The organism is Tersicoccus sp. Bi-70 (assembly GCF_001968825.1).
Taxonomy (GTDB): domain Bacteria; phylum Actinomycetota; class Actinomycetes; order Actinomycetales; family Micrococcaceae; genus Tersicoccus.
This window is the reverse complement of the sequence record NZ_MIEU01000016.1, coordinates 36,873-60,912: the sequence shown is the minus strand read 5'-3', so window position 1 is coordinate 60,912 and position 24,040 is coordinate 36,873. Positions and strand designations below refer to the sequence as shown.

Annotated in this window: 23 protein-coding genes; 15 read left to right on the top strand and 8 right to left on the bottom strand. The window is 72.5% G+C overall.

The window, feature by feature from the left end:
* Position 1: 1 nt before the first annotated feature.
* Positions 2 to 625: a class I SAM-dependent methyltransferase gene (locus BGP79_RS12895; RefSeq protein WP_076696178.1), complete on the bottom strand. Its 624-nt coding sequence runs from the start codon at positions 623 to 625 to the stop codon at positions 2 to 4.
* Between the two features lie 228 nt (positions 626 to 853).
* On the opposite strand from BGP79_RS12895, the gene hflX reads away from it, so the two are divergent.
* Positions 854 to 2,548 (top strand): GTPase HflX, encoded by a 1,695-nt coding sequence (gene hflX, locus BGP79_RS12890; protein WP_076696176.1) that lies wholly within the window; start codon positions 854 to 856, stop codon positions 2,546 to 2,548.
* Between the two features lie 74 nt (positions 2,549 to 2,622).
* Positions 2,623 to 4,710: an ATP-dependent DNA helicase gene (locus BGP79_RS12885; protein ID WP_076696947.1), complete on the top strand. Its 2,088-nt coding sequence runs from the start codon at positions 2,623 to 2,625 to the stop codon at positions 4,708 to 4,710.
* On the opposite strand, the gene lexA is transcribed toward BGP79_RS12885, so the two are convergent.
* Complete coding sequence (gene lexA, locus BGP79_RS12880) at positions 4,707 to 5,414, bottom strand: transcriptional repressor LexA (RefSeq protein ID WP_076696944.1); 708 nt, start codon at positions 5,412 to 5,414, stop codon at positions 4,707 to 4,709. The genes BGP79_RS12885 and lexA overlap by 4 nt on opposite strands.
* 265 nt (positions 5,415 to 5,679) lie before the next feature.
* Here lexA and BGP79_RS16210 point away from each other — a divergent pair, with 265 nt between their 5' ends.
* From BGP79_RS16210 to BGP79_RS12845, 7 genes are all read left to right on the top strand, one after another.
* On the top strand, positions 5,680 to 6,183 hold the full coding sequence (locus BGP79_RS16210; RefSeq protein WP_083701916.1) for a LysM peptidoglycan-binding domain-containing protein: 504 nt from the start codon (positions 5,680 to 5,682) through the stop codon (positions 6,181 to 6,183).
* Positions 6,184 to 6,292: 109 nt separating this feature from the next.
* On the top strand, positions 6,293 to 7,429 hold the full coding sequence (locus BGP79_RS12870; protein WP_076696174.1) for a histidinol-phosphate transaminase: 1,137 nt from the start codon (positions 6,293 to 6,295) through the stop codon (positions 7,427 to 7,429).
* Positions 7,430 to 7,630: 201 nt separating this feature from the next.
* Entirely contained in the window at positions 7,631 to 8,239 is a 609-nt protein-coding gene (hisB, locus tag BGP79_RS12865; RefSeq protein ID WP_076696172.1) for an imidazoleglycerol-phosphate dehydratase HisB, read from the top strand.
* Positions 8,236 to 8,874 (top strand): imidazole glycerol phosphate synthase subunit HisH, encoded by a 639-nt coding sequence (hisH, locus tag BGP79_RS12860; protein ID WP_076696170.1) that lies wholly within the window; start codon positions 8,236 to 8,238, stop codon positions 8,872 to 8,874. Before hisB ends, hisH begins: the two co-directional genes overlap by 4 nt.
* Positions 8,875 to 8,957: 83 nt before the next feature.
* Positions 8,958 to 9,740: a bifunctional 1-(5-phosphoribosyl)-5-((5-phosphoribosylamino)methylideneamino)imidazole-4-carboxamide isomerase/phosphoribosylanthranilate isomerase PriA gene (gene priA / locus BGP79_RS12855; RefSeq protein ID WP_076696937.1), complete on the top strand. Its 783-nt coding sequence runs from the start codon at positions 8,958 to 8,960 to the stop codon at positions 9,738 to 9,740.
* On the top strand, positions 9,737 to 10,657 hold the full coding sequence (locus BGP79_RS12850) for an SseB family protein (RefSeq protein ID WP_076696168.1): 921 nt from the start codon (positions 9,737 to 9,739) through the stop codon (positions 10,655 to 10,657). Before priA ends, BGP79_RS12850 begins: the two co-directional genes overlap by 4 nt.
* A gap of 45 nt (positions 10,658 to 10,702) precedes the next feature.
* Positions 10,703 to 12,022: an MFS transporter gene (locus tag BGP79_RS12845; RefSeq protein ID WP_076696166.1), complete on the top strand. Its 1,320-nt coding sequence runs from the start codon at positions 10,703 to 10,705 to the stop codon at positions 12,020 to 12,022.
* Between the two features lie 112 nt (positions 12,023 to 12,134).
* Here the strand turns inward: BGP79_RS12845 and BGP79_RS12840 are convergent, their stop codons facing one another.
* A complete protein-coding gene (locus tag BGP79_RS12840; protein WP_198928483.1) occupies positions 12,135 to 12,593 on the bottom strand; it encodes a DUF1844 domain-containing protein in 459 nt (152 codons plus the stop codon).
* A 365-nt stretch (positions 12,594 to 12,958) separates the two neighbouring features.
* Here BGP79_RS12840 and infC point away from each other — a divergent pair, with 365 nt between their 5' ends.
* The 4 genes from infC to BGP79_RS12820 all read left to right on the top strand — a co-directional run bounded on the left by infC (position 12,959) and on the right by BGP79_RS12820 (position 15,781).
* The gene (gene infC, locus BGP79_RS12835; protein WP_233121513.1) at positions 12,959 to 14,044 is read left to right on the top strand and encodes a translation initiation factor IF-3; all 1,086 of its coding nucleotides are present in this window, start codon (positions 12,959 to 12,961) and stop codon (positions 14,042 to 14,044) included.
* Positions 14,045 to 14,153: 109 nt separating this feature from the next.
* A complete protein-coding gene (gene rpmI / locus BGP79_RS12830) occupies positions 14,154 to 14,348 on the top strand; it encodes a 50S ribosomal protein L35 (protein WP_076696162.1) in 195 nt (64 codons plus the stop codon).
* Between the two features lie 69 nt (positions 14,349 to 14,417).
* Positions 14,418 to 14,804 (top strand): 50S ribosomal protein L20, encoded by a 387-nt coding sequence (rplT, locus tag BGP79_RS12825; protein ID WP_076696160.1) that lies wholly within the window; start codon positions 14,418 to 14,420, stop codon positions 14,802 to 14,804.
* A 92-nt stretch (positions 14,805 to 14,896) separates the two neighbouring features.
* Positions 14,897 to 15,781 carry an RNA methyltransferase gene (locus BGP79_RS12820; RefSeq protein WP_076696158.1) on the top strand — a complete coding sequence of 295 codons (885 nt, stop codon included), beginning with the start codon at positions 14,897 to 14,899 and terminating at the stop codon, positions 15,779 to 15,781.
* A 109-nt stretch (positions 15,782 to 15,890) separates the two neighbouring features.
* Here BGP79_RS12820 and BGP79_RS12815 read toward each other — a convergent pair whose 3' ends face one another.
* The gene (locus BGP79_RS12815; protein WP_076696156.1) at positions 15,891 to 16,169 is read right to left on the bottom strand and encodes a GlsB/YeaQ/YmgE family stress response membrane protein; all 279 of its coding nucleotides are present in this window, start codon (positions 16,167 to 16,169) and stop codon (positions 15,891 to 15,893) included.
* A gap of 202 nt (positions 16,170 to 16,371) precedes the next feature.
* Here BGP79_RS12815 and BGP79_RS12810 point away from each other — a divergent pair, with 202 nt between their 5' ends.
* Positions 16,372 to 17,346 carry a cation diffusion facilitator family transporter gene (locus tag BGP79_RS12810; protein WP_076696154.1) on the top strand — a complete coding sequence of 325 codons (975 nt, stop codon included), beginning with the start codon at positions 16,372 to 16,374 and terminating at the stop codon, positions 17,344 to 17,346.
* A 147-nt stretch (positions 17,347 to 17,493) separates the two neighbouring features.
* Here BGP79_RS12810 and BGP79_RS12805 read toward each other — a convergent pair whose 3' ends face one another.
* Both BGP79_RS12805 and BGP79_RS12800 read right to left on the bottom strand, forming a co-directional pair.
* A complete protein-coding gene (locus tag BGP79_RS12805) occupies positions 17,494 to 19,071 on the bottom strand; it encodes an amino acid permease (RefSeq protein WP_076696152.1) in 1,578 nt (525 codons plus the stop codon).
* A 114-nt stretch (positions 19,072 to 19,185) separates the two neighbouring features.
* A complete protein-coding gene (locus tag BGP79_RS12800) occupies positions 19,186 to 20,370 on the bottom strand; it encodes an MFS transporter (RefSeq protein WP_076696929.1) in 1,185 nt (394 codons plus the stop codon).
* A 108-nt stretch (positions 20,371 to 20,478) separates the two neighbouring features.
* Here BGP79_RS12800 and BGP79_RS12795 point away from each other — a divergent pair, with 108 nt between their 5' ends.
* Positions 20,479 to 20,952, top strand: coding sequence for a (deoxy)nucleoside triphosphate pyrophosphohydrolase (locus BGP79_RS12795; protein ID WP_076696150.1), 474 nt, complete (start codon positions 20,479 to 20,481; stop codon positions 20,950 to 20,952).
* 64 nt (positions 20,953 to 21,016) lie between these two features.
* Here BGP79_RS12795 and BGP79_RS12790 read toward each other — a convergent pair whose 3' ends face one another.
* Together BGP79_RS12790 and BGP79_RS12780 are read right to left on the bottom strand one after the other, a co-directional pair.
* The gene (locus BGP79_RS12790; RefSeq protein WP_083701914.1) at positions 21,017 to 22,174 is read right to left on the bottom strand and encodes an Rv2578c family radical SAM protein; all 1,158 of its coding nucleotides are present in this window, start codon (positions 22,172 to 22,174) and stop codon (positions 21,017 to 21,019) included.
* Between the two features lie 289 nt (positions 22,175 to 22,463).
* A complete protein-coding gene (locus BGP79_RS12780) occupies positions 22,464 to 23,987 on the bottom strand; it encodes a DUF5129 domain-containing protein (RefSeq protein WP_083701913.1) in 1,524 nt (507 codons plus the stop codon).
* Positions 23,988 to 24,040 lie beyond the last annotated feature (53 nt).

Genomic DNA, 24,040 nt, shown 5'->3' with positions numbered 1-24,040 from the left:
GTCAGCGGGCGCGGACGACCCGCAGCAGCCGGAATCCCTTGTCGGTGGTCGCCCGGTCGACGGTGAACGTCCCGTCGCCGTGCTGTTCGGCCAGGGAGTCGGTGATCCAGCGCTGCAGCGAGTCGGCGCCGAGGTTCTTCTGCACCACGAGCAGCGCGGTCCCGCCCGGCGCCAGTCGCGGCAGCCACGTCGTGAGCAGGTCGTGCAGCACGGCCTTGCCGACGCGGATCGGCGGGTTGGACCAGATCAGGTCGTACGTCTGCTCCGCCGGGACCTCGTCCGGCTCGGCGGCGAGGATCCGGTCCAGGCCGAGCGCGGTGGCGTTGCGGCGCACCAGCTCCAGCGCCCGCGCGTTGACGTCGACGGCCACGACGTCGGCCTCGGGGGAGCGCAGCGCGAGCGTGAGCGCCATCGGCCCCCAGCCACAGCCCAGGTCCAGGAAGCGTCCCGTGGCCGGTGGCTCCGGTGCATGCCGCAGCAGCACCGCGGTGCCCTTGTCGACGGCGTCGGGGCTGAACACGCCACCGGCGGTGCTGACCGTGACCGTCCGGTCGGCCAGCGTGACCGTCAGGGGACGCACCGTGAGAGGGCCGGAGGGCTGCGCGGAGAAGTAGTGCTCGGACATCCGTCCCAGCCTAGCGAGCACGGCCCGGTGGTGAGGACGCCGGACGCGGCACCACGTCACGCCGGGCTCGGGTGTCCGGGTGGCACGGGAAGAGAGACGGCGCCGCCGGCGTTGATCATGTGGACGGATCGGCGCGTCCGACGGGCGCGGCGACTACCATGGACACACCCCGTCGCGTCGGCGGATCACACGACGCGCCGGACGGCAGAGCATTCCATCAAGGAGACCATGACCCACCCCCGACAGCCCACTGAATTCTCCCCGGCCCGCGAGCTGGGCCCCGAGGACATGCAGGGCGTCATCGATCGCATCCTCGCCCGGGAGGACGCCGTCACCGATGCCGGTGCCCGCGCCCGGACGTCGCAGACTCACGAGAACGGCAGCGCCGACCGCGGCACCCGCGAGAACGGCAGCCACCACGACGGTGCTCAGAACGACGGTGCCGGGACCGGTACCGGACGGACCGGCGCCGGCCAGGCCGCCCTGGGCCGCATCCTGGACCGCCGGGCCCAGGCGCTCGCGGAGGGCGACGACCACCGCAACGACTACGACGGCGACCAGGGCGACCGCGCCGACCGGCGCGCGCTGCGCCGTGTCGCCGGCCTGTCCACGGAGCTCGAGGACGTCACCGAGGTCGAGTACCGGCAGCTGCGCCTCGAGCGCGTCGTGCTGGCGGGCCTGTGGACCGACGGCACCGCCGCCGACGCCGAGAACTCCCTCCGGGAACTCGCGGCCCTGGCCGAGACGGCCGGGTCCGAGGTGCTCGACGGCATCGTCCAGCGTCGCCTGACCCCCGACCCGGGCACGTTCCTCGGCTCCGGCAAGGCCGAGGAGCTGCGCGAGATCGTCGCCGCGTCCGGCGCGGACACCGTCGTCGTCGACTCGGAGCTCTCCCCGTCGCAGCGACGCGGTCTGGAGGACATCGTCAAGGTCAAGGTCATCGACCGGACCGCGCTGATCCTCGACATCTTCGCCCAGCATGCCAAGTCCCGTGAGGGCAAGGCCCAGGTCGAACTCGCGCAGCTGGAGTACCTGCTGCCGCGCCTGCGTGGCTGGGGCGAGTCGATGTCCCGGCAGGCCGGTGGCCGCGTCGGCGTCGCCGGTGGCGGTATCGGCTCCCGTGGTCCCGGTGAGACGAAGATCGAACTGGACCGTCGCCGGATCCGTACCCGGATGGCCAAGCTGCGCCGCCAGATCGCCGCGATGGAGCCCGCGCGCGTGACCAAGCGCGGCAACCGCCGGCGCAACGAGGTGCCCTCGGTGGCCATCGCCGGGTACACCAACGCCGGCAAGTCCTCCCTGCTCAACCGGCTCACCGACGCCGGGGTGCTGGTCGAGAACGCCCTGTTCGCGACCCTGGACCCCACCGTGCGCAAGGCCGAGACCGACGACGGCATCGGCTACACCCTCGCCGACACCGTCGGGTTCGTCCGGTCCCTGCCGACCCAGCTCGTCGAGGCCTTCCGGTCCACGCTCGAGGAGGTCGCCGACGCGGACGTGATCCTGCACGTCGTCGACGCCTCGCACCCGGACCCCGAGGGGCAGATCGCGGCCGTCCGCGAGGTCCTCGCCGAGGTCGATGCCCGGGACATCCCGGAGGTCATCGTCCTGAACAAGGCCGACGCCGCGGACGAATTGACGCTCGAGCGGTTGCGCCGGCGCGAACCGTCGAGCATCGTCGTCTCCGCCCGGACCGGGAAGGGCGTCGCCGAGCTGAAGGAACGCATCGCGCAGACCATCCCGCGGCCGGACCAGGCCCTCGATCTGCTCGTCCCCTACGAGCGCGGCGACGTGCTGTCCCGCCTGCACGGGCCGGACGCGCAGATCGTCACCCTGCACCACGATCCCGACGGGACGCGTCTGACCGTCCGGGTCCGGGCCGGGCTCCGGCCCCTGCTCGACCCGTTCGTCGTGACGGCGTGAGCGCCGGTCCCACCCTGCGCAGCGGGAAGGACCAGCGCGGGAAGGACCAGCGCGAGAGGGACGCCGATACCGCGGTGAGCAGTACCCCCGCCGCGCCCGCGACGGCGCTGCTCGACGCGGCCGTCGCCGGTCTGGGTGGGGAACGCCGCGACGGTCAGCGGTCGATGCTCGAGCACGTCGAGGCGGCGATCACCGAGAAGCGGCACCTGCTCGTCCAGGCCGGCACGGGCACCGGCAAGTCGCTGGCCTACCTCGTGCCGCTGATCCGGCACGCGCTCGACGCCGAACGGCCGGTGCTCGTCGCCACCGCGACGCTCGCCCTCCAGTCCCAGATCGTCGGCCGCGATCTGCCGCGCCTGCTCGACGCCCTCGCCCCCGAACTGGACCGGCGGATCGACGTCGCGCTCGTCAAGGGCCGCGGCAACTACGTGTGCCGGCACAAGCTCGACGGGGGTTTCCCCGCGGAGGAGGACGCCGCCGACACGCTGTTCAGCCTCGCCGCGGACACCACGACGCCCCATCCGGGTGCTCCGCGCGGTGACGCCACCCGCGCCGACTCCGGTCCGATCAGCGCGCTGGGCCGCGAGATCACCCGCCTGCGCGCCTGGGCGGAGGAGACCGAAACCGGGGACCGCGACGACCTGCGCCCCGGCGTCTCCGAGCGCGCGTGGCGGCAGGTCTCGGTCAGCGCCATGGAGTGCATCGGCGCCCAGAAGTGCCCGGTGGCCGCGGAGTGCTTCAGCGAACGGGCGCGTCAGCGCGGCGCCGAGGCGGACCTCGTCGTCACCAACCACGCCATGCTCGCGATCGACGCCTTCGAGGGCCTGGCGGTGCTGCCCGACTACGAGGTGGCCGTCATCGACGAGGCCCACGAACTGGCCGACCGGGTGACCGGGGCCGTCACCGGGCAGCTGTCGTCCACGATGGTGCACACCGCGGCGACCGCCGCCCGCCGTCACACCGCGATCGACGTCACCGCGCTGCACGAGGCCGCTGACGGCTTCGACGCCGCCCTGGCCACCACCCCGACCGGGCTGCTCGGGCGCGGGCTGGACGACGATGCGTCCACGGCCGTCAACCGCGTGCTGGCGGCCACCCGCGCCGCGCTCTCCGACTCCAAGTCGGGCCAGGGCGCGCCGGCCGACGGAGGCCGGCAGATGGCCCGCTCGCGGCTCACCCAGGTGCACGACGTCGCCGAGCGGCTCCTCGCCGCGGCTCCCGCCACCGACGCCGTCTGGGTCTCCCGGCCGGGCCACTGGTCACCGCAGACCGGCTACGCCGAGGCGGATCCCACCGACCCCGCGACCCTGACCATCGCGCCGCTCTCGGTCGCCGGGCGCCTGCGCGAGGGTCTGTTCGCCGATCGGACGGTCGTGCTCACCTCCGCGACGCTGGCCGTCGGCGCGGCCTTCGAACCCGTGGCCGGCGCGCTCGGGCTGCAGGGCACCGGCGCTCCGGCCTGGACCGGCGTCGACGTCGGCTCCCCGTTCGACTACCCGCGGCAGGGCGTGCTCTACGTCGCGAAGCACCTGCCGCGTCCCGGGCCCGGCATCTCCGCGGGCGCCCTCGAGGAACTGGAGGCGCTGATCCGCGCGTCCGGCGGCGGGACGCTGGGTCTGTTCTCCGCCCGTCGCGCCGCCGAGCAGGCGGCCGACGCGCTGCGGGAGAAGCTCGACGTGCCGATCCTGTGCCAGGGCGAGGGCAGCACCGCGGCTCTGATCGACCAGTTCGCCGCCGACCCCGACACGTGCCTGTTCGGCACCATGTCTTTGTGGCAGGGCGTCGACGTACCCGGGCCCTCGTGCCGGCTCGTGGTGATCGACAAGATCCCCTTCCCGCGGCCGGACGACGCGCTCTCGACGGCGCGCACGCGCGCGGTCGCCGGGGCGGGCGGCAACGGATTCATGGCGGTGGCGGCGTCCCACGCCGCGGTGCGGCTCGCGCAGGGAGCGGGACGGCTGATCCGCAGCCGGGGAGATCGCGGCGTCGTGGCGGTCCTCGACTCGCGGCTCGCGACCGCCGGGTACGGCGGGTTCCTGCGGGCGTCCCTGCCGCCGTTCTGGAGCACCACGGACCGGGACGTGGCCCTCGCGGCGCTGCGCCGACTTGCGGCCGCCGACGCGGCTGACGCGGCTAACCGTACCGAGGCCGCCTCGGCCTAGAGGGCGCGGACCACCGAGACGACCTTGCCCATCACGGTGGCGTGGTCGCCGAGGATGGGCTCGTACTGCGTGTTCTGAGGCAGCAGCCACGTGTGGCCGTCCCGCTGCCGGAAGGTCTTGACCGTCGCCTCGTCGTCGAGGAGCGCGGCCACGATGTCGCCGTTCTCGGCCGCGTTCTGCCGCCGGACCACCACCCAGTCGCCGTCGCAGATGGCCGCGTCGATCATCGAGTCACCGGCGACCTGCAGCATGAACAGTTCGCCGTGGCCCACCAGCCGGCGCGGCAGCGGCATGACGTCCTCCACCTGCTGATCGGCCAGGATCGGGCCACCGGCCGCGATCCGCCCCACCAGCGGGACCATCGCCGTGTCCGTGGCCGACGGCGCCAGCGGGGTGGGCGCGGTGACGGACGGATCCGCGTCCGCGGCGGGCACCGGCTCCTCCGCGAGCGTCAGCGGGATCAGCACCTCCATCGCCCGGGGCCGTTTGGGATCGCGGCGCAGGTAGCCGAGCCGCTCGAGCTGGCCGAGCTGATGGGTGACGCTCGACAGGCTCGCCAGGCCGACCGTGTCGCCGATCTCCCGCATGGACGGCGGGTACCCCTTGGCCGTGACGGAGCGCTGGATGGTCTCGAGGATCTTCTGCTGACGGGCGGTCAGGCCCCGGGTCGCTGCGCTTCGCTGCACGTCGGTCTGTCCTCTCACGGTCCCGACGTCACGGCCCACGAGCGGCGGCGGAATCGGCTCTCGGCAGTTCTGTCGGTGGCGGTTGGTGCACTGGGAACCGAACCGGCTCCCTGCGCCTCACGGTAGGGGAGCAGGGGAGCGTTTTCAAACACATGTTCTAGCGAGTCTCGACATCGTTCGATGATCAGTGCTAGAAATGGACCAGAACAGATTCGAAGATGTGTTCGAACCCGGCAGGCGCCGGGTCGAACACGTCCCGGGTCCCCCGACCGAGGAGGCTGGCATGTCGATCCACGTCCTGCACGCACCGAACTTCACCCTGTCCCTCCGCCGCGCCCCGCGCGGCGCCACCCGCTCGCTGCGGCCGACGGCGCGCGGCGCGGTCCGCTCGACCGCGGTCCGACCCGTGACCGCAGCACCCGTCGTCGCCCGGCCGGCGGCGAAGGCGGTCCCGGCCGTCGCCCGTCGCTCTCCGGTGCACCTGACCCGGCGCGGTCGGCTCGTCTTCGTCGGCCTGCCGGTGCTGCTGGCCGTGGCTGTCCTGCTGACCGTGGTCGGGGTGTTCACGACTGCGCCCGCCGCGGCGGAGCAGGGTGTCCGTCAGGTGCCGTCGACACCCGCGGTGCAGGTCACCGTGCAGCCCGGTCAGTCGCTGTGGCAGGTCGCCGCGGCCCATGCGCACGGCCGGGACACCCGCGACGTGGTCGCCCAGATCGTCTCGCTGAACGGGCTCAGTGGGGACCGCATCGACGCCGGCCGGAAGCTGTACATCCCCCTCGGCTCCTGACCGTGGGCCGGTGTGGCGGTGACGGACTGCGCAGCTGTGGGACGAGGACGCCTGCCGGCGCGGGCGACGACGATTCGCGGCCTCCGGGGCGCCTTCCTAGACTGGGGCGGTGACTTCCAACAGCGCCGAGGACCGACTGGAGCGCCTCGAGGCGCTGCCGCTGCGTGAGAACCTGCGCGGTTCCGTTCCCTACGGAGCGCCGCAGATCGACGTGCCGATCCAGCTGAACGTCAATGAGAACACCCATCCGCTCCCGGTCCCGGTGCGGGAGGCGATCCTCACCGGTGTCGAGGGGACCCTCGGCACGCTCAACCGGTACCCGGACCGGGAATTCACGACCTTGCGCACGAGCCTGGCCCGCTACCTCGGGCACGGGCTCGACGCGGACCAGTTGTGGGCGGCCAACGGCTCCAATGAGGTGCTGCAGCAGATCCTCCAGGCGTTCGCCGGGCCCGGCCGGACGCTGATGAGCTTCCCGCCGACGTATTCGATGTACCCCCTGCTGGCCGCCGGCACGGACACCCGCTACCTCGCGGGCACCCGGGAGGCGGACTTCACCCTCACCGCCGGGGCCACGGCGGCGCAGGTCCGCGAGCACGCCCCCGACGTCGTCATCGTCTGCAGCCCCAACAACCCGACCGGCACCTCCACCGGGCTCGACGTGATCGAGGCCGTCTATGCGGCCACCGAGCCGACACGGTCCATGGTGATCGTCGACGAGGCGTACGCGGAGTTCGCGCACACGGGCACGCCGAGTGCGCTCGAGCTGCTGCCCGGCCGCGAGCGGCTGATCGTCTCCCGCACCATGAGCAAGGCCTTCGGGATGGCCGGCACCCGGCTCGGGTACATGGCCGCCGCCCCCGAGGTGACCGACGCCCTGCGCCTGGTCCGCCTGCCGTACCACCTCTCCGCCGTCACGCAGGCCGTCGCGCTGGCCGCGCTCACCCATGCGGACGAACTGCTGGCGACGGTCGAGGACATCAAGGCGCAGCGGGACCGGATCGTCGGTGGCCTCGACCGGCTCGGCCTGACCCCGACCCCGTCGGACTCCAACTTCGTCCTCTTCGGCCCGCTGGCCGACCCCCAGGCCGTGTGGCACGGGCTGCTCGACGCCGGCATCATCATCCGCGACGTCGGTCTGCAGGGCCGGCTGCGGGTCAGCGCCGGCACCGAGGCCGAGACCAGCGCCTTCCTCGACCGCATGCAGGTCCTCGCCGACGCCGGCGTGGCGGTGCCCGCCCCGTGAGCCCGGCACCGACGAGCCACGTGGACGGCTCGACCGCCCCGTGAGAGCGGCTGTCGCCGGACCAGCCCCGCGCGGACCGATCGTGGGAGTCGCGGCGGCGGCGCCCGACCCCGAGGACGCCCACGGCTCGTCCGCCGCGGCTCGCTAGAATCATCCCGTTCCCTCCGACCCGTCACCGTTCGGTGACCACGAAGGACTGCCATGAGCACCCCATCCCGGACCGCCCGCCGGCAACGCACGACCAGCGAGTCGTCCGTGACGGTCGAGATCGACCTCGACGGCACCGGCGAGGCCCGGATCGACACGTCCGTGCCCTTCTACGACCACATGCTGACCGCGCTGGCCAAGCACTCTCTGATCGACCTGACGGTCCAGGCGAGCGGTGACACGCACATCGACGTCCACCACACCGTCGAGGACGTCGCCATCACCCTGGGCGACGTGCTGCGCGAGGCGCTCGGCGACAAGGCAGGCATCCGCCGATTCGGCGAGGCCACCGTGCCGCTGGACGAGGCCCTCGCCCGTGCGGTCGTCGACATCTCCGGCCGCCCCTACCTCGTCCACTCCGGTGAGCCCGCCGGCCAGGAGTACCACCTCATCGGCGGCCACTTCACCGGCTCCCTCACCCGGCACGTGTTCGAGGCGCTCGCCCTGCACGCCCACATCTGCCTGCACGTGACGGTGCTCGGCGGCCGCGACCCCCACCACATCGTCGAGGCCCAGTTCAAGGCGCTCGCCCGTGCGCTGCGTGCGGCCGTGGAGCCGGACCCCCGGGTGACCGGCATCCCGTCGACCAAGGGCGCCCTGTGAGCGGCAGACCCCGCGTCACCGTCCTGGACTACGGGTCCGGGAACATCCGCTCGGCCGTGCGCGCGCTGGAGCGGGTCGGTGCCGATGTCACCCTCAGCCGCGACCCGGCCGAGGTGACCGAGGCTGCCGGCCTCGTGGTTCCCGGTGTCGGCGCGTTCGAGGCGGTCATGACCGGGCTGCGCGCCGTCGACGCCCCGCGCCTGATCGGCCGGCGCATCGCCGGCAACCGTCCCGTGCTCGGCATCTGCGTCGGCATGCAGGTGATGTTCGACCGTGGCGTCGAACACGGGGTACCGACCGCCGGCCTGGGGGAGTGGCCGGGCACGGTCAAGCGGCTGGCCGCCGACGTCGTCCCGCACATGGGCTGGAACACCGTCGAGCCTCCCGCCGACAGCGCACTGTTCGCCGGGCTGGCCGACGAGCGCTTCTACTTCGTGCACTCCTACGGGGTGCAGGACTGGTCGTTCGACGTGACCATCCCCGCGATGACCGCGCCCCGCGTCACCTGGAGCCGGCACGGCGGCCCGTTCATCGCCGCCGTCGAGAACGGCCCGCTCTCGGCCACCCAGTTCCATCCCGAGAAGTCCGCCGACGCCGGGGCGCAGCTGCTGCGCAACTGGCTCGACACGCTCTGACCGCTCGATCGAGCGGCCCCACCGGCACGCACCACCACCGGCCCGCAGCGCCGGAGAAGACGAGGACACGCATGACGAACCCGATGCCCGAGGCCCCCGCCACCGAGCCGGCCGACCCGACCGGGGACGGTGCGCCCGCTGACCGGCTGGTCCTGCTGCCGGCCGTCGACGTCGCCGACGGCCAGGCCGTGCGCCTCGTCCAGGGTGAGGCCGGCAGCGAGACCGCCTACGGGGACCCGGTGGATGCCGCGCGTCAGTGGCAGGACGCCGGTGCCGAGTGGGTGCACCTGGTGGACCTCGACGCCGCCTTCGGCCGGGGCTCCAACCGGGACCTGCTCGCCCGGGTGGTCGAGAGCCTGGACGTGAAGATCGAGCTCTCGGGCGGCATCCGCGACGACGCCTCGCTCGACCAGGCCCTCGAGCTCGGAGCCACCCGCGTCAACCTCGGGACCGCCGCCCTGGAGAACCCCGCGTGGACCGCCGCCGCGATCGAGAAGTACGGCGACGCGATCGCCGTCGGTCTGGACGTGCGCGGCACGACCCTGGCCGCCCGTGGCTGGACCCGTGACGGCGGCGACCTGTGGGAGGTGCTCGCCCGGCTCGAGGACGCCGGCTGCGCCCGCTACGTCGTCACCGACGTCACCAAGGACGGCACCATGCGCGGCCCGAACCTGGACCTGCTGGGCGAGATGATGACCCGCACCGGCAAGCCCGTCGTCGCCTCCGGCGGCATCTCCTCCCTCGACGACCTGGTGGCGCTGCGCACCCTCGTGCCGCGGGGCCTGGAGGGCGCGATCGTGGGCAAGGCGCTGTACGCAGGCGCGTTCACGCTGCCCGAGGCGCTGGACGTCGCCGGCCGCCCGTGAGCCGCGAGCTGCCCGGGCACATCCGGGCCCTGCTGGACGCCGCCGGCGGTCCCGCGGACTCGGCCGGGATCCCGTGGGCGGGCCGTGATCTCGCCGGGTCGGTCCCGGCGACGGCCGAGCACGCCGGCGACGACGGCACCGCCGACGCCGGGGTCGTCGCGGCCCTGGCGGCGCTGCGGTCCGGCCGGGTGGGGGAGAGCGCCGTCGTCGACGCCCTGCGCGACGCCCGCGTCTTCGTCCCGCTGATCGCCAGCGTCGCCGGCCACCCGCACGCCAGCTCGTCAACAGATGCTCCATCCGGTGTCGATTCCGGCCCTGATGCGACATCCATTGACGAGCCGGCGGGAGTTCCGGTCTCCGACAAGGAGGCCGACCTGTCCCTCGTCACCATCGCCGCACCGGACGGCCGCACCGCGCTGCCGGTCTTCACGTCCGTGGACACGCTGCGGGCCTGGCATCCCGACGCGCGGCCCATCCCCACCTGGGCGCCGCGCGCCGCGCTGTCCGCCGCGGCGGAGGATGCGCAGCTGATGGTCCTCGACCCCGGCGGCACCGTTAGTTTCGTCGTCCGCCGGCCCGCGCTGTGGGCCCTCGCGCAGCAGCGACTCTGGACGCCGTCGTACGCCGACGAGGCCGTCGCCGCCGCCGCTCGCGGTGCTACAGTGAGCGAGCCCGCCGTCCTGCAGGTCGACTGCGCAGCGGGCCGGGGCGTGGCCAGTGCCGACCGCGACGGCACGCCGATCGCCGGGGGCGGTCCGGGCCCGGAACTGCGCATCGGTCTCACCCTGCGCACCGGCCTCGACCGCCACGAGCTCGACGCCACCGTGCGTCGCATCCAGGAGCGCCTGGCCGCCGACCCCGTGTTCGCCGACGGCGTCGATTCGATCGAGATGCGGATCGTGGCCGCCCCCAGCTGACCCGCGCCGTCGTGCCCGGGAGGAGAGGACAGGACGAAGTCCGCCATGAGGACGACGACGTTCGCCCGGTACGGCACCCTGCTGTCGCAGCCCCCGATCCGCCGACTGCTGCTCGTCGGCATGCTCGCCCGCGTCCCCCACGCCGCGGCCGGCGTGCTGCTGACGCTGCACGTGGTCGACGCGCTCTCCCGCGGTTACACCGCCGCCGGCATCGTCGCCACCGCGATCACCCTCGGTCTGGCCGTCGGCGCTCCCTGGCGCGGGCACCGCATCGACACCGTCGGCCTGCGCCGCGCCCTGCTGCCGTCGGTGGTGGCCGAGGCGGTCATCTGGTCGATCGCGCCATTCCTGCCGTACGAGCTGCTGATCCCCGCCGCCGTGCTCGGAGGCCTGTTCGCCCTGCCGGTGTTCTCCGTCGTGCGGCAGTCGCTCGCGGTGCTGGTCGCCGAGGACCAGCGCCGCACCGCCTACGCGGTCGACTCGATGGCGACCGAGCTCGTCTTCATCGTCGGCCCCGCCTCGGGCGTCGTGCTGGCCACGACCCTGCACACCCAGGTCGGCCTCGTCCTCGTCGGTGTCTGCTCGGCGCTGGCCGGCGTGCTGCTGATGTGGTTCAACCCGCCCACGCGTTCGAGCCAGCTCGGGGCGGGCGCCGACGCCGCCGGGGAGCGGAACCGCCGGCAGGACGCCGAGGCGGTGCAGACGCTGGCTCCGGCCGAGATCGCCTCTGCCACGGACGCGGTCACCTCGTCCCTGCCGCTGATCACGTCGTCGCTGTCCGTGGTGGGCCGCCGGGCACGGCTGGGTTGGATGACTCCCGCGGTGGTCGCCGTCCTCGGCGCCGCCGCCGCCGTCGGGCTGCTGCTCTCGGGCAGCGACGTCAGCTTCGTCGCCGTGCTGCGGGAGACCGATCAGGTCGACTCGCTCGGTCTCGTCTTCGCGTTCTGGTGCCTGGCCTCGGTGCTCGGCGGGCTGATCTACGGCGTGCTGGACCGGCCGATCCCGCCGCTGGTGCTGTTGGCTGGCATGAGCCTGCTGACCATCCCGATGGTGTTCGCGACCGACCCGCTGACCCTCGGGCTGCTGGCCATCCCGCCGGGCCTGCTGTGTGCGCCGACGCTGACCGCGTGCAGCGAGCGGGTCGCCGATCTGGTGGGGGAGGCCCGTCGCGGGCAGGCGATGGGCTGGTACGGCTCGGCCCTGACCGCCGGCAGCGCCCTCGGCTCCCCGACGATCGGCATCGCGATCGACGTGTTCGGCCCGGGCGCCGGCTTCGTCAGCGCCGGCTCGCTGGCCCTGCTGCTCGCCCTCGTGGGTCTCGCGCTGATCGCGGGCCGGTCCCGCGCGGCGCGCCGTCGTACCTGACGGCTGGGGGAGTCCCGTCCGACGCCGGGCGTGCTGAATCCACGGGGCCGAGCCGGCGCGTCTGACCCGATCGGTCGGGAGGGACGCGCCGGTCGGGCCTGCTGACGGATGCTCAGTTGACCGGGCCGGTGTACTTCTCGCCGGGTCCCTGACCGGGCTTGTCGGGGATGGCCGAGGCCTCGCGGAAGGCCAGCTGCAGCGATCGCAGACCGTCGCGCAGCGGACCGGCGTGCTGGCTGCCGATCTCCGGCGCTGCCGCGGTGACGAACCCGGCCAGGGCCGTGATGAGCTTGCGGGCCTCGTCCAGGTCCGTCAGCTCCGCCGCGTCCGGGCCGTCCGCCAGACCGCACTTGACGGCGGCGGCACTCATCAGGTGCACGGCGGCCGTCGTGATCACCTCGACCGCGGGGACCTCGGCGATGTCCCGCATCTGCTGCTGCACCTGCTCGGTGTCGCTGCCTCCGCCGGTCGCATCACCGGTCGCACCGGCACCGTCGGCGCCGGGGAAGACATAGCTGTCGGTGTGATCGTGCGGGGCGGGGGCGGAGGAATTCGGGTCCGGAAAGCTCATGATGGTAAGCTTGACACAGACCACCGGCCCGCTCTGTGCGGGCCGATTGCAAGCGGAGGCTTCTCCCACCCGCGACGGCCCGTCTTCATGAGTGCGGCCGCCGGGTCTCGGTCGGGTACCACGTTGCTGGATCAAGCGATTCCGGTCGGCGGTGCATCGTCATTGTTCGGCGTGCGCTCAGCCGTGCCGGTGCCGATCCACCGGGGTGGTTCCGCCGTTGTTCGACGAAGCCTCCGTGTGCACGCGCAGACGGAGGCTTTTCGTGTGTGTGCGGTCCTCACGTCCCCGTGGCGTGAACAACCAACCGACCACAGGAGCAACACATTAGCGATCCCCGAATCAATGATCGTATCCGCGTCCCCGAGGTGCGGCTCGTCGGGCCTGCCGGTGAGCAGGTGGGCATCGTCCGTATCGAGGACGCCCTTCGACTGGCCGCAGAGTCCGACCTCGATCTGGTCGAGGTCGCGCCGCAGGCCAAGCCGCCGGTGTGCAAGCTGATGGATTTCGGCAAGTACAAGTACGAGGCGGCGGTGAAGGCGCGCGAGGCGCGCAAGAACCAGACCAACACGGTGCTCAAGGAGATCCGGTTCCGGCTGAAGATCGACAAGCACGACTACGAGACCAAGGTCGGCCACGCCCTGCGCTTCCTGGGCGCCGGCGACAAGGTCAAGGCCATGATCCAGTTCCGTGGTCGTGAGCAGCAGCGCCCCGAGATGGGCATCCGGCTGCTCGACCGGCTCGCGACGGACGTCGCCGAGGTCGGTTCCGTCGAGTCCACGCCCCGCATCGACGGACGCAACATGGTCATGGTCATCGGCCCGCTGAAGAACAAGGCCGACCAGCGTCGGGCCGCGCAGCGCGAGGAGCGCCGCGACTCGAAGAAGCGTCCGGACGACCGCGTCGACACGACCACGCAGGCGCCGATGACGCAGAGCATCGGTGACGCGCTGCGGAACGCCGGTGCGGGTCAGCCCGCCGAGACCGAGACGGTCGAGGCTCCGGTCCAGGCCGAGACGACGGCGACGCCCGCCGCCGTCGAGAGCCCGGTGGAGACTGTGGCTGCCGAGACTCCGGATGCTGAAACGCCGGCGGTCGAGGAGACGGTCGTCGAGGCGCCCGCCACCGAGACGTCCACCGTCGAGGCGTCGGTCACCGAGGAGAAGCCCGCCGAGGCGCCCGAGCAGGAGACGCCCGCGGCCGCTGCGAAGCCCGCGACCGCGGCTCCGAAGGCCACCGCAGCGCCGAAGGCGCCGGCCCCGAAGGCCTCGGCCCCGCGTCCGGCGACGCCGAAGCCCGCATCGGCCGCTCCGGCTGCGGCCCCGCGACCTGCCGCCACGCCGCGGCCGGCCGCACCGGCCAGCACCGCGACGCCGAAGCCCGCGGCGCCGAAGCCGGGAGCTCCCCGGCCCTCGGCACCGAAGCCCGGTCCCAAGCCGGGTGGGCGGAAGTAGCCACCACCCCGCCCGGCGGTCACGCCGGGCCACGCACGAACGGGTCCTGACCGGGCCCGAGCAACGCGCCGCGACCTCGGTCGCGGCCCAGGAAGAACGGAGACGGCAGATGCCGAAGCAGAAGACCCACAGCGGGGCCAAGAAGCGATTCAAGGTCACCGGCAGCGGCAAGCTGCGCCGCCAGCAGTCCAGCATGCGCCACAACTTCGAGCGCAAGCCCAGCACCCTGACCCGCCGCCTGTCCATGGACAAGGACGTGTCGGCAGCGGATCGGAAGACCATCAAGCGGATGCTGGGTCTCTGACCAGAGACCCGCTCGAGACGACCATTCCGGTGAGGCCCGACCTCACCACAGATCTGAAGGAGTAAGCACGTGGCACGTGTGAAGCGGGCGGTCAACGCCCACAAGAAGCGCCGGGAGACCCTGGACCGGGCGAGCGGCTACCGCGGTCAGCGGTCGCGCCTGTACCGCAAGGCCAAGGAGCAGGTCACCAAGTCGTTCACCTACAGCTACCGGGACCGTCGTGCCCGGAAGGGTGACTTCCGCCGGCTGTGGATCCAGCGCATCAACGCCGCGGCCCGCGCGAACGGCATCACCTACAACCGGTTCATCCAGGGCCTGCGCCTGGCCGAGATCGAGGTCGATCGCCGCATGCTCGCCGAGCTCGCGGTCAACGACGAGGCCGCGTTCACCGCGCTCGTCGTGCTCGCCAAGGATGCCCTGCCCGCCGACACGTCGGCGCCCGCCACCGCGGCCTGAGGCACACCATCTCGCGGGACGATCGGGACACCGGCACGACGCCGGTCGGTCCCGCCTCGACCCCGCCGACGGAGCGCCCGGACAGCGTCGTCATGTCCCACCCCGGAGCCGACCGGGTGAGGGACGTGGCACGCCTGACCGGGCGCTCCGCGCGTTCGAAGCAGGGATCGTTCCTCGCCGAGGGCCCGCAGGCCGTGCGCGAGGCCCTGCGCCGGCACCGTGCCGGGACGCCGACCGTCCGGCAGGTGTTCGCCACCGAGGACGCGCTGGACCGGCACCCGGAGCTGGCCGAGCCCGCCGACGGCGTCGTCCTCCGCCGCGTCACGCCGGAGGTGCTGGCGGCCATGAGCGACACCGTGACCCCGCAGGGCGTCGTGGCGGTCTGCGCGATGGTGGACGTGAACCTCGACGACGTGCTGGCCGGGTCTCCCCGGCTGGTCGCGGTGCTGTGCCAGGTGCGCGATCCCGGCAATGCCGGCACGATCCTGCGGGCGGCCGACTCGGCCGGAGCGGACGCGGTGATCCTCACGCACGGCAGCGTCGACCTGTACAACCCGAAGGTCGTCCGCTCGACGGTCGGTTCCCTCTTCCACCTGCCGGTGGTCCTCGGCGTCCCCTTCGCCGACCTCGCCGCCCGGCTGCGGGAGGCCGGCGTCGCGGTCCTCGCCGCCGACGGCTACGGCACGGAGAACCTGGATGTGCTGCAGGACGCCGCCGCGTCCCGCCGGCTGACCGGCGGCGGAGCGGCTCGGTCCGTCGGCCAGGTCGACGACGTCGTCGGCGCAGCGGGGGAGCTCCGGCTCGAGGCGTCGACCGCGTGGCTGTTCGGCAACGAGGCGCACGGGCTGTCGCCCGAGGAGCGGGACGCCGCCGACGCGCGGGTCCGCGTGCCCGTCTACGGGGCGGCAGAGAGCCTGAACGTGGGCACGGCGGCGACCGTGTGCCTCTATGCCTCGGCGCGCGCCCAGCGCCGCTGACGCGCTCCACGCCGCACGGCGGACGCCGAACATACTCCGCACAGCACACACAGAACGGCCCGGGCTTTTCCGCCCGGGCCGTTCTGTGTGTGGGGTGATGCTGGGTGAATCAGCTGCGGGTGCGGCTGCCCATCCGGCCCTGGATGAACTGCCAGATCGCGGCGACGATGACGCCGCCGATGATGGCGAAGATCCAGGTCCCGATGCTGAAGAACTCCTGGTTGACGTTGATCCCGAAGATTGCGCTCGCGATCCAGCCGCCCAGCAGTGCTCCGATGATGCCGAGAATCAGGGTGGCGATCCATCCGCCCCCCTGCCGACCCGGGAGGATCGCCTTGGCGATCGCCCCTGCGATGAGACCCAGGACGATCCATGCAATGATGCCCATGTTGTTGCTCCTTACCTCAGGGTGCTGACGAGGCCAGTATGGCATTGACGAGGCCATCTGCGTGTGACCTGCCCCTTGCGGACGCGTCGGATCGTCTGCTACGGGCGGGACGCCGACGGAATCCGATACGCTCCTGAACGACGCCGTCCGGCGTCGGCCGACTCCGTCGTGACGTCGGCAGTACTGCGCGCAAGGAGCTCTCATGTCCACCAAGGGTGGCAACACGGCGATCATCGCGGCGCTGGCCGCCAACCTGACCATCGCCGCGCTCAAGCTCCTCGCCTGGCTGCTCACCCGCTCGTCGTCGATGCTGGCCGAGGCCATCCACTCGTTCGCCGACTCGGGTAACCAGGTGCTCCTGCTGATCGGCGGCAAGCGCGCCTCGCGGCAGGCCAGTCCGCAGCACCCGTTCGGCTACGGGCGCGAGCGCTACCTGTACGCGTTCATCGTCTCGATCATCCTCTTCAGCGTCGGCGGCCTGTTCGCCCTGTTCGAGGCGTACGAGAAGGCCCACGACCCGCACCCGATCGAGGGGCAGTGGTGGTGGGTGCCGCTCGTCGTCCTCGTCGGCGCCATCATCGCCGAGGGCCGGTCCTTCTCCGTCGCGATCCGCGAGTCCAACGAGACGCGCGGGGACCGTTCCTGGTGGGCGTTCATCCGGACGGCGAAGGCGCCCGAGCTGCCCGTCATCCTGCTCGAGGACACGGCGGCGCTGCTGGGCCTGGTGTTCGCCCTCGCCGGGGTGAGCCTGACCCTGCTCACCGGCAACGGGCTGTGGGACGCGGCCGGCACCGGCCTGATCGGCCTGCTGCTCGTCGCGGTCGCCGTCGTGCTCGCCATCGAGACCAAGTCGCTGCTGCTCGGCGAGTCGGCCGGCCGGGAGGACGTCGCGGCGATCGAGCGAGCGCTCGAGGCCGACGGTGCCACGCAGATCATCCACCTCAAGACCATGCACCTCGGGCCCGAGGAGCTGCTCGTGGCCGCCAAGATCGCCGTCGCCGCCTCCGCGACGGGAGCGGAGGTGGCGCGCGAGATCGACGCCGCCGAGGCGCGGATCCGCGAGGCGGTGCCCATCGCCCGGGTCATCTACCTCGAACCGGACATCTGGCACGCGGACGACGCCGATGACGCCGGCGCACACCGGGTCGGCGCGGACGCGCCGGCGGACGGTCACTGACCCGACGAACCGACCGGTCACCCGAGCCGGTCACCCAGCCGCTCCCTGACCACCCACGGCGGGATGATGAACGGAGAGGGCGCGTCGCCCGCGGCGACGCGCCCTCTCCGGTCTTCCCTCGACAACTGTTTTGTCAGCGCACGCTGATCAGCGCTCCGGCCGGCGGTTCCGGTCGACGGCCGGCCGGTTCGCCAGCACCGGGTGCAGCCCGGTGATGCCCTGGCGCTCGGCGGCCGCGGCGTAGATGCCGTTGCGGGCTCGGAACCAGCCGAGGATCAGCAGTGGGATCAGCAGGATCAGGGAGGCGAGCACCCAGCGCCCGGTCTCGGAGAAGCCCATCGTGACCAGCACGAAGAGCAGGAACGCGAGCGTGAGGTACGAGGTGAACGGGGCGCCGAACAGCCGGAAGGACGGCCGCTCCAGTTCACCGGCACGGGCGAGGCGGTGCAGCTTGATCTGGCACAGCATGATCGTCGTCCAGCCGCCGATGATGCCGAGTGCGGAGATCTCCAGCACGATCTCGAACGCCTGGGAGGGCACCACCGCGTTCAGCACGACACCGAGCAGGGTGACGGCGGCGGTGAGCAGGATGCCGCCGTAGGGCACGCCGTGCGAGCTCATCAGACCGGTGAACTTCGGCGCGGAGCCGTTCACCGACATCGAGCGCAGGATGCGGCCGGTGGAGTACAGGCCGGCGTTCAGGCTGGACAGGGCCGCCGTCATCACCACGAGGTTCATGATCGATGCCGAGAGGAGCCCGGCGTCGGGGTTGCCGATGTGGGAGAAGAAGGTGACGAAGGGCGAGACGCCCGCCTGGTAGCTGGTGAAGGGCAGCAGCAGGGAGAGCAGCAGCACCGAACCGACGTAGAACACCGCGATCCGGAAGATCACCGTGTTGACCGCCCGCGGCATCACCTCGCGCGGCTTCTCGGTCTCACCCGCCGCGATGCCGACGAGCTCGATGGCCGCGTAGGCGAACACGACGCCGCTGATGGCCAGCATGGGCGCGATGCCGCCGGCGGGGAAGAAGCCGTCGTTCTGGGACCAGACGGTCAGCCCGGTGGGGCCGGCGTCGGTGTGGGCGCCGGAGACCAGGAAGATGATGCCGACGATCAGGAAGATGACCAGCGCGGCGACCTTGATCAGGGCGAACCAGAACTCCATCTCCCCGAAGATCCGCACGGACACGAGGTTCAGCGACAGGACGACGACCAGGGCGATGAGCGCGATCGCCCACTGCGGGATGGCGTTGATCGGTTCCCAGTAGTGGGCCCAGAACTTGACGTAGAGGGCGACCGCGGTGGTGTCCACGACCGACGTCATCGCCCAGTTCAGCCAGTACATCCAGCCGGCGGCGTACGCCATCTTCTCGCCGTAGAACTCGCGGGCGTACGAGACGAAGGAACCCGACGACGGGCGGTGCAGCACCAGCTCGCCGAGGGCCCGCAGGATCAGGAAGGCGAAGAACCCGCACACCAGGTACACGAGCACGAGGGACGGGCCGGAGTTGGCCAGCCGCCCGCCGGCACCCATGAACAGGCCGGTGCCGATCGCCCCGCCGATCGCGATCATCTGGATCTGCCGGGAGCTCAGCGTCTTGTGGTAGCCCTCTTCCTCGCTGCTGAAGTCGCGGACGGACATCAGCGCGTCGCCGGTCAGTTCGCGGTCGTTCTCGAGCGCGTCCCCGACGTCGTGGTGCCGGTCGGTCCCGGGTCGGTCGGTCATGGTGCCCTCCTCGTGCCGGTCCGGCCGGTCGGGCCGGGGTGATCGCGTCCACGGTAGTCCCGTCGGGGGGCCGACCCCAAGCCCGCCGGGGCGCGCCGCCCCGGCTCGCCGTCCTCAGGCGCTCGCGCTGCCCCGGCGGCGCTGCCGCATCACGCTCAGCGCGACGATGGGCAGACCCGCGGCGGCCAGCACCGACCCCATGACGATCGGTGCCACGAGCCCGAGGCCCGCGGAGATCACGACGCCGCCGAGGAAGGCCCCGAGCGCGTTGGCGATGTTCAGTGCGGAGTGGTTCAGCGCGGCGGCGAGCGTCTGGGCGTCCGCGGCGACGTCCATCAGCCGTGCCTGCAGCCCCGGCACGAGGACCGAGCCGCTCGCGCCGATCAGCAGCACCATGAGCATGGCCGGGATCGCCCAGTGCACCACCACGGCGAAGACGGCGAGCAGCACGCACGTGATCACCAGGCCGATGACGATGCCGCCGATGACGGACCGGTCCGCCAGGCGCCCGCCGATCAGGTTGCCGAGCACCATCCCGAGCCCGTAGAGCCCGACGACGAGGGGCAGCCACGCGGCGTCCAGCCCGGCGACGCCGGTCATGATCGGGCCGATGTAGGAGTACATCGCGAAGAAGCCGCCGAAGCCGACGATGCCGGTGAGCAGCGCGAGCCAGACCTGGGGCCGGCGCAGCGCGCCGAGTTCCCGCAGCGGGCTGGCATTCGGGTCCGGCGGGAGGAAGGGCACGACGCGGCTGATGAGCACGACGGCGAGGGCGCCGATGACCGCGACGAACACGAACATCCACCGCCAACCGACGCTCTGGCCGAGCCAGGTGGCGATCGGCACGCCGATCACGTTCGCCACGGAGAGGCCCATCATCACCATCGCGATCGCGTGCGCGCGCCGGGTGGCCGGGGCGAGGGAGGCGGCGATGAGCGCGGCGACCCCGAAGTACGCGCCGTGCGGCAGCCCGGCGATGAACCGGGTGACGACGAGCCACGGGTAGGAGGGCGCGAAGAAGGCGCTGAGGTTGCCGACGGTGAACAGCACCATCAGCAGGACCGCGAGGTGCTTGCGGGGGATCCGGGTGCCGAGCGTCGCGAGCACCGGGGCGCCGACGACGACGCCGAGCGCGTAGGCGGAGATGACGTGGCCGGCCTCGGAGATGCTCACGGCCATGTCGTCCGCCACGTTCTGCAGCAGGCCCATCATGGCGAACTCGGTGACGCCGATGCCGAAACCACCGACGGCCAGGACGATGATGGCGTTGCGCAGCACCCGGGAGTCGACGGCAGGCACGCGGGGGTGCGAGCCGGTGCGGGGAGCGGGGGTCGCGGCGGCCTGGTCGGCGTCCTGCGGAACTGGCGGGGTCACCATGAGAATTCTAGGCCGCCCTACACTGACGGCATGACCGAAACCGGCCCGGTGACCCCTGATCGTGAGGGACCTCACCGGGTGATGGTGGTCGGGGCGGCGGTGGTCGACGACGCACGCCGTCCGGGCCGCCTGCTGGTGGCCCGGCGCAGTGCGCCCGCGGCGCTAGCGGGGTTGTGGGAGTTCCCGGGCGGGAAGGTCGAACCGGGGGAGAGCGGCGAGGACGCGCTCGTGCGCGAACTGGACGAGGAACTCGGCATCACCGCGGAACTGCACGAGGAACTGCCCGGGCCGTCGACGGAGGGCTGGCCGCTCTCCGGCACGGCCGCGATGCGCGTCTGGGTCGCCACGACCGGTGACCGGCCCCGCGCCCTGCAGGATCACGACGAGCTGCGCTGGGTGGACCTGGACGACCCGGCCGCCGTCACCGCCCTGCCGTGGATCCCGGCCGATCTGCCGATCGTCGAAGCACTCCTGGAGCGGCTCGCCGCCCTCCGCGACGGCTGAACCAGGCCGCATCCCGGAGTCATCGGTTCCCGCTCGGAGGAACTGCTCTCGGAAGGATGCCGTGCTAGAACAGTGCCGGCTGCTCGGCTGCCGGAGCCGACGACGCCGCCGTCCGGGATGACGACGCTGCCTCGCGCCGTGCCAGCTCGTGGGGGCCGTAGTCGAGGAGTCGGCGGCCGCCGGGGGCAGTGCCGACGGCCGCCGACTCGGGCTCGTCCCGAAAGAACCGGGCCGACGAGCCCAGGCCGTGCCGGCGCCGGAAGTAGCGGAGCCGGCCGGCCAGCCAGGTGGTGTACTCCTTGGTCGCGTACGTGCCGCCCCCGTAAAGCCGGCGGTACCGGCCGACCAACTGCGGGTGCTCGGCGGCGAGCCAGGTGAACCACCACTCGCGGGCGCCCGGCCGCAGGTGCAGAGCCCCGGCCGTCACCCCGCTGGCCCCCGCGGCGGCGAGCGCGCCGAACAGGCCGTCTAGGGCCTCGTCCGAGTCGGTCAGCCAGGGCAGGATCGGCATCGCCATCACCCCGCACGGCAGCCCGGCGTCCGCCAGCCGGCGGATCAGGTCGAGCCGCGCCGCGGGGGTCGGCGTGCCCGGCTCGACGCGGCGCTGCAGCGCGGGGTCGACCATCGCCAGGGAGATACCCACCCCCACCGGCACGTCCTTCGCCGCGGCGGTCAACAGCGGCAGGTCCCGCGCCAGCAGCGTGCCCTTGGTCAGGATCGAGAACGGGGTGCCCGACCCGGCCAGCTCGCCGATGATGCCGGGCATCAGCCGGTACCGGCCCTCGGCCCGCTGGTAGGGGTCCGTGTTGGTGCCGAGCGCGACGTGCGGGCGCGCCCACGAGCGGCGTCGCACCTCGGCGTGGAGCACCTCGACCGCGTTGACCTTGACGACGAGCTGGCTGTCGAAGTCCGGCCCGGCGTCCAGATCCAGGTAGGTGTGCGTCTTGCGGGCGAAGCAGTACACGCAGGCGTGGGAGCAGCCGCGATACGGGTTGATCGTCCAGGCGAACGGCATCGCCGACGTCGCCGGCACGTGGTTCAGCAGGCTCTTCGCGTGCACCTCGTGGAACGTGATGCCCGCGAACTCGGGGGTGCGCACCGACCGCTGGAGCCCCGCGAGGGGCAGCAGCGCCGGGGCCGGACCCGTGGCGGGGACCTGCTCGTCGACCTCCACGGAGGCGGCGGCCGTCTCCGCCGCGATCGTCTGACCTTCCCAGCGCATGACGACATTCGAACACATGTTCGAACGGGCAGCAAGCACGTCACTCGTCGTCGGATCGGCGGAGCGCCGGTCGTCACCGGTGGACGGCGGTCCTGCTCACCGCGTCAGGAGCGCCGGACGCGTCCCCACGGCTTGACCATGGCCAGCAATCACGGCGATCACCGGTCGCCACCGACGTGACCGCCAGGACGACGAGGGCGACGTCGACGCCGATCCACGCGCCGGTCGCCACCAGGTGAGCGATCAGCGTGAGCTGACGCACACGTCGGGCCCGCGGGTGGTTTCTGCCTCAGAAGCTCGACGAACTGCCCGACCCGGAGAAGCTGCCGCCGGACGAGCCGTAGCCGGTGGTGCCGCCGGAGGAGCCGGACCGGGCGTGGTCGATCGAGCTCTGCCCCGACGAGAATCCCGCGACGTACATCCAGACGGGGAACGTGGTCAGCTGCGGGTCGGTGTACCGGACGATGCTGGAACTGCGGCGCTGCCGGCCGGCACCGCGGCGGCTGTTCTCCAGCGCGTCCCGCATCAGGCCGGCCTCCTTCTCGCTCCGGGCGCGGTCGCTGATCACGGCGTCGGCGTGCAGGTCCATCCGCTCGCCCAGATCGCGTTGCGCGGACGCCAGCCGGTCCAGGGCCGCCTCGCCGGTCAGCGACCCGTCCCGCAGTCCCGCGCCCCACGTCTCGACGTCGGCGCGCAGCCGGCGGTCGAGCGAGCGCAGCGCCCCGCGCGACTCCTCCGACCCGGCCGTCTCGGGCTTCTCGATCATCGCGTTGGCCTCGTCGAGCTGGCCCAGTAGCTCGCCGCTCTGCCGGCGCCACGCCTCCTCCCACCCGCTGTCGTGGTTCAGCAGCGCGTTCGCATCCGCGATGGCGTCGTCGAGCCCGTCGAGGCGGACGGCCCGCCGCTCGAAGTCCTGGGCGTCGGTGAGGGCGTCCTTCTTCGCCCGGGCCCGGCGGGAGAGGTCGTCGAGCCGGGCCCGGAGCGTCGTGAGGTCGTGGTAGTCGGTGAGGAACGCACTCCAACGCTGCAGGATGCGCGCGCCGTGACTGGAGGACGCGGGGATGGTGTTCGCGTGCAGCTCGGTGACCTCGATGTCGCGGGTCACGGAGGCGTAGGAGGCGTTGCCGGCGTCGAAGGCCTTCGCGAACCGGCGCCGGCCCACCGCCCGCGCCAGGGCCCCGAAGGCGAGGGCGCCGAGGGCGACGATGACGCCGAAGGTGCCGAAGACGAACACGGCCGGGTGGCGGTACCAGGGCCGCTCGATCAGCGCGGCCGCCTTCTTCACACCGGCCACGGTCCCGTCCGTCCACCTCGCCTCGGTGAAGGCGTCCTTCGTGGCCTCCTGCACGGTGCCGTAGTCGTCGAGCGACAGTTTGCGGTCCTCGCCGCTGTAGGTGCCGACGTGACGGCCCTGCGGGTCCACGGCGAGGATGAACAGGCCGTCGGCCCACTTCTGCCGGTCGGCGCTGAGCCACTCCGGGTGCTTCTTCCGGGCAAACGCGAGCACCTGCTCGTTGATGTTGTCGCTCCGGCGTCCGCGCACGGTGTAGATCGCCACGCGGGTGGGCTGGTAGAAGTCGATGTCCTGCAGCTCCCGGGTCAGCTGCGGCCGGTAGAGCACCCCGGCGGTGTCCTCGACGACGACGTCGCCCGAGGCCAGGGCCCGAGCGGACGGCACGCCCGGCGCGACGGGCCCGGCGACGAGAGCGAAGGCGAGCAGGGCCAGCACCGCGTGGATCATCCGGCGTGCGGATCCGGTGGGCAGGCGGCGCGGGGAGGCGGGGGCGGTCGGGACACGCGCGGGAGCCGTCATGTGCTCAGGGTGCCACGGGCGGCCGGCGCAGGGCCCCTGGTCGGTGCGCGTCG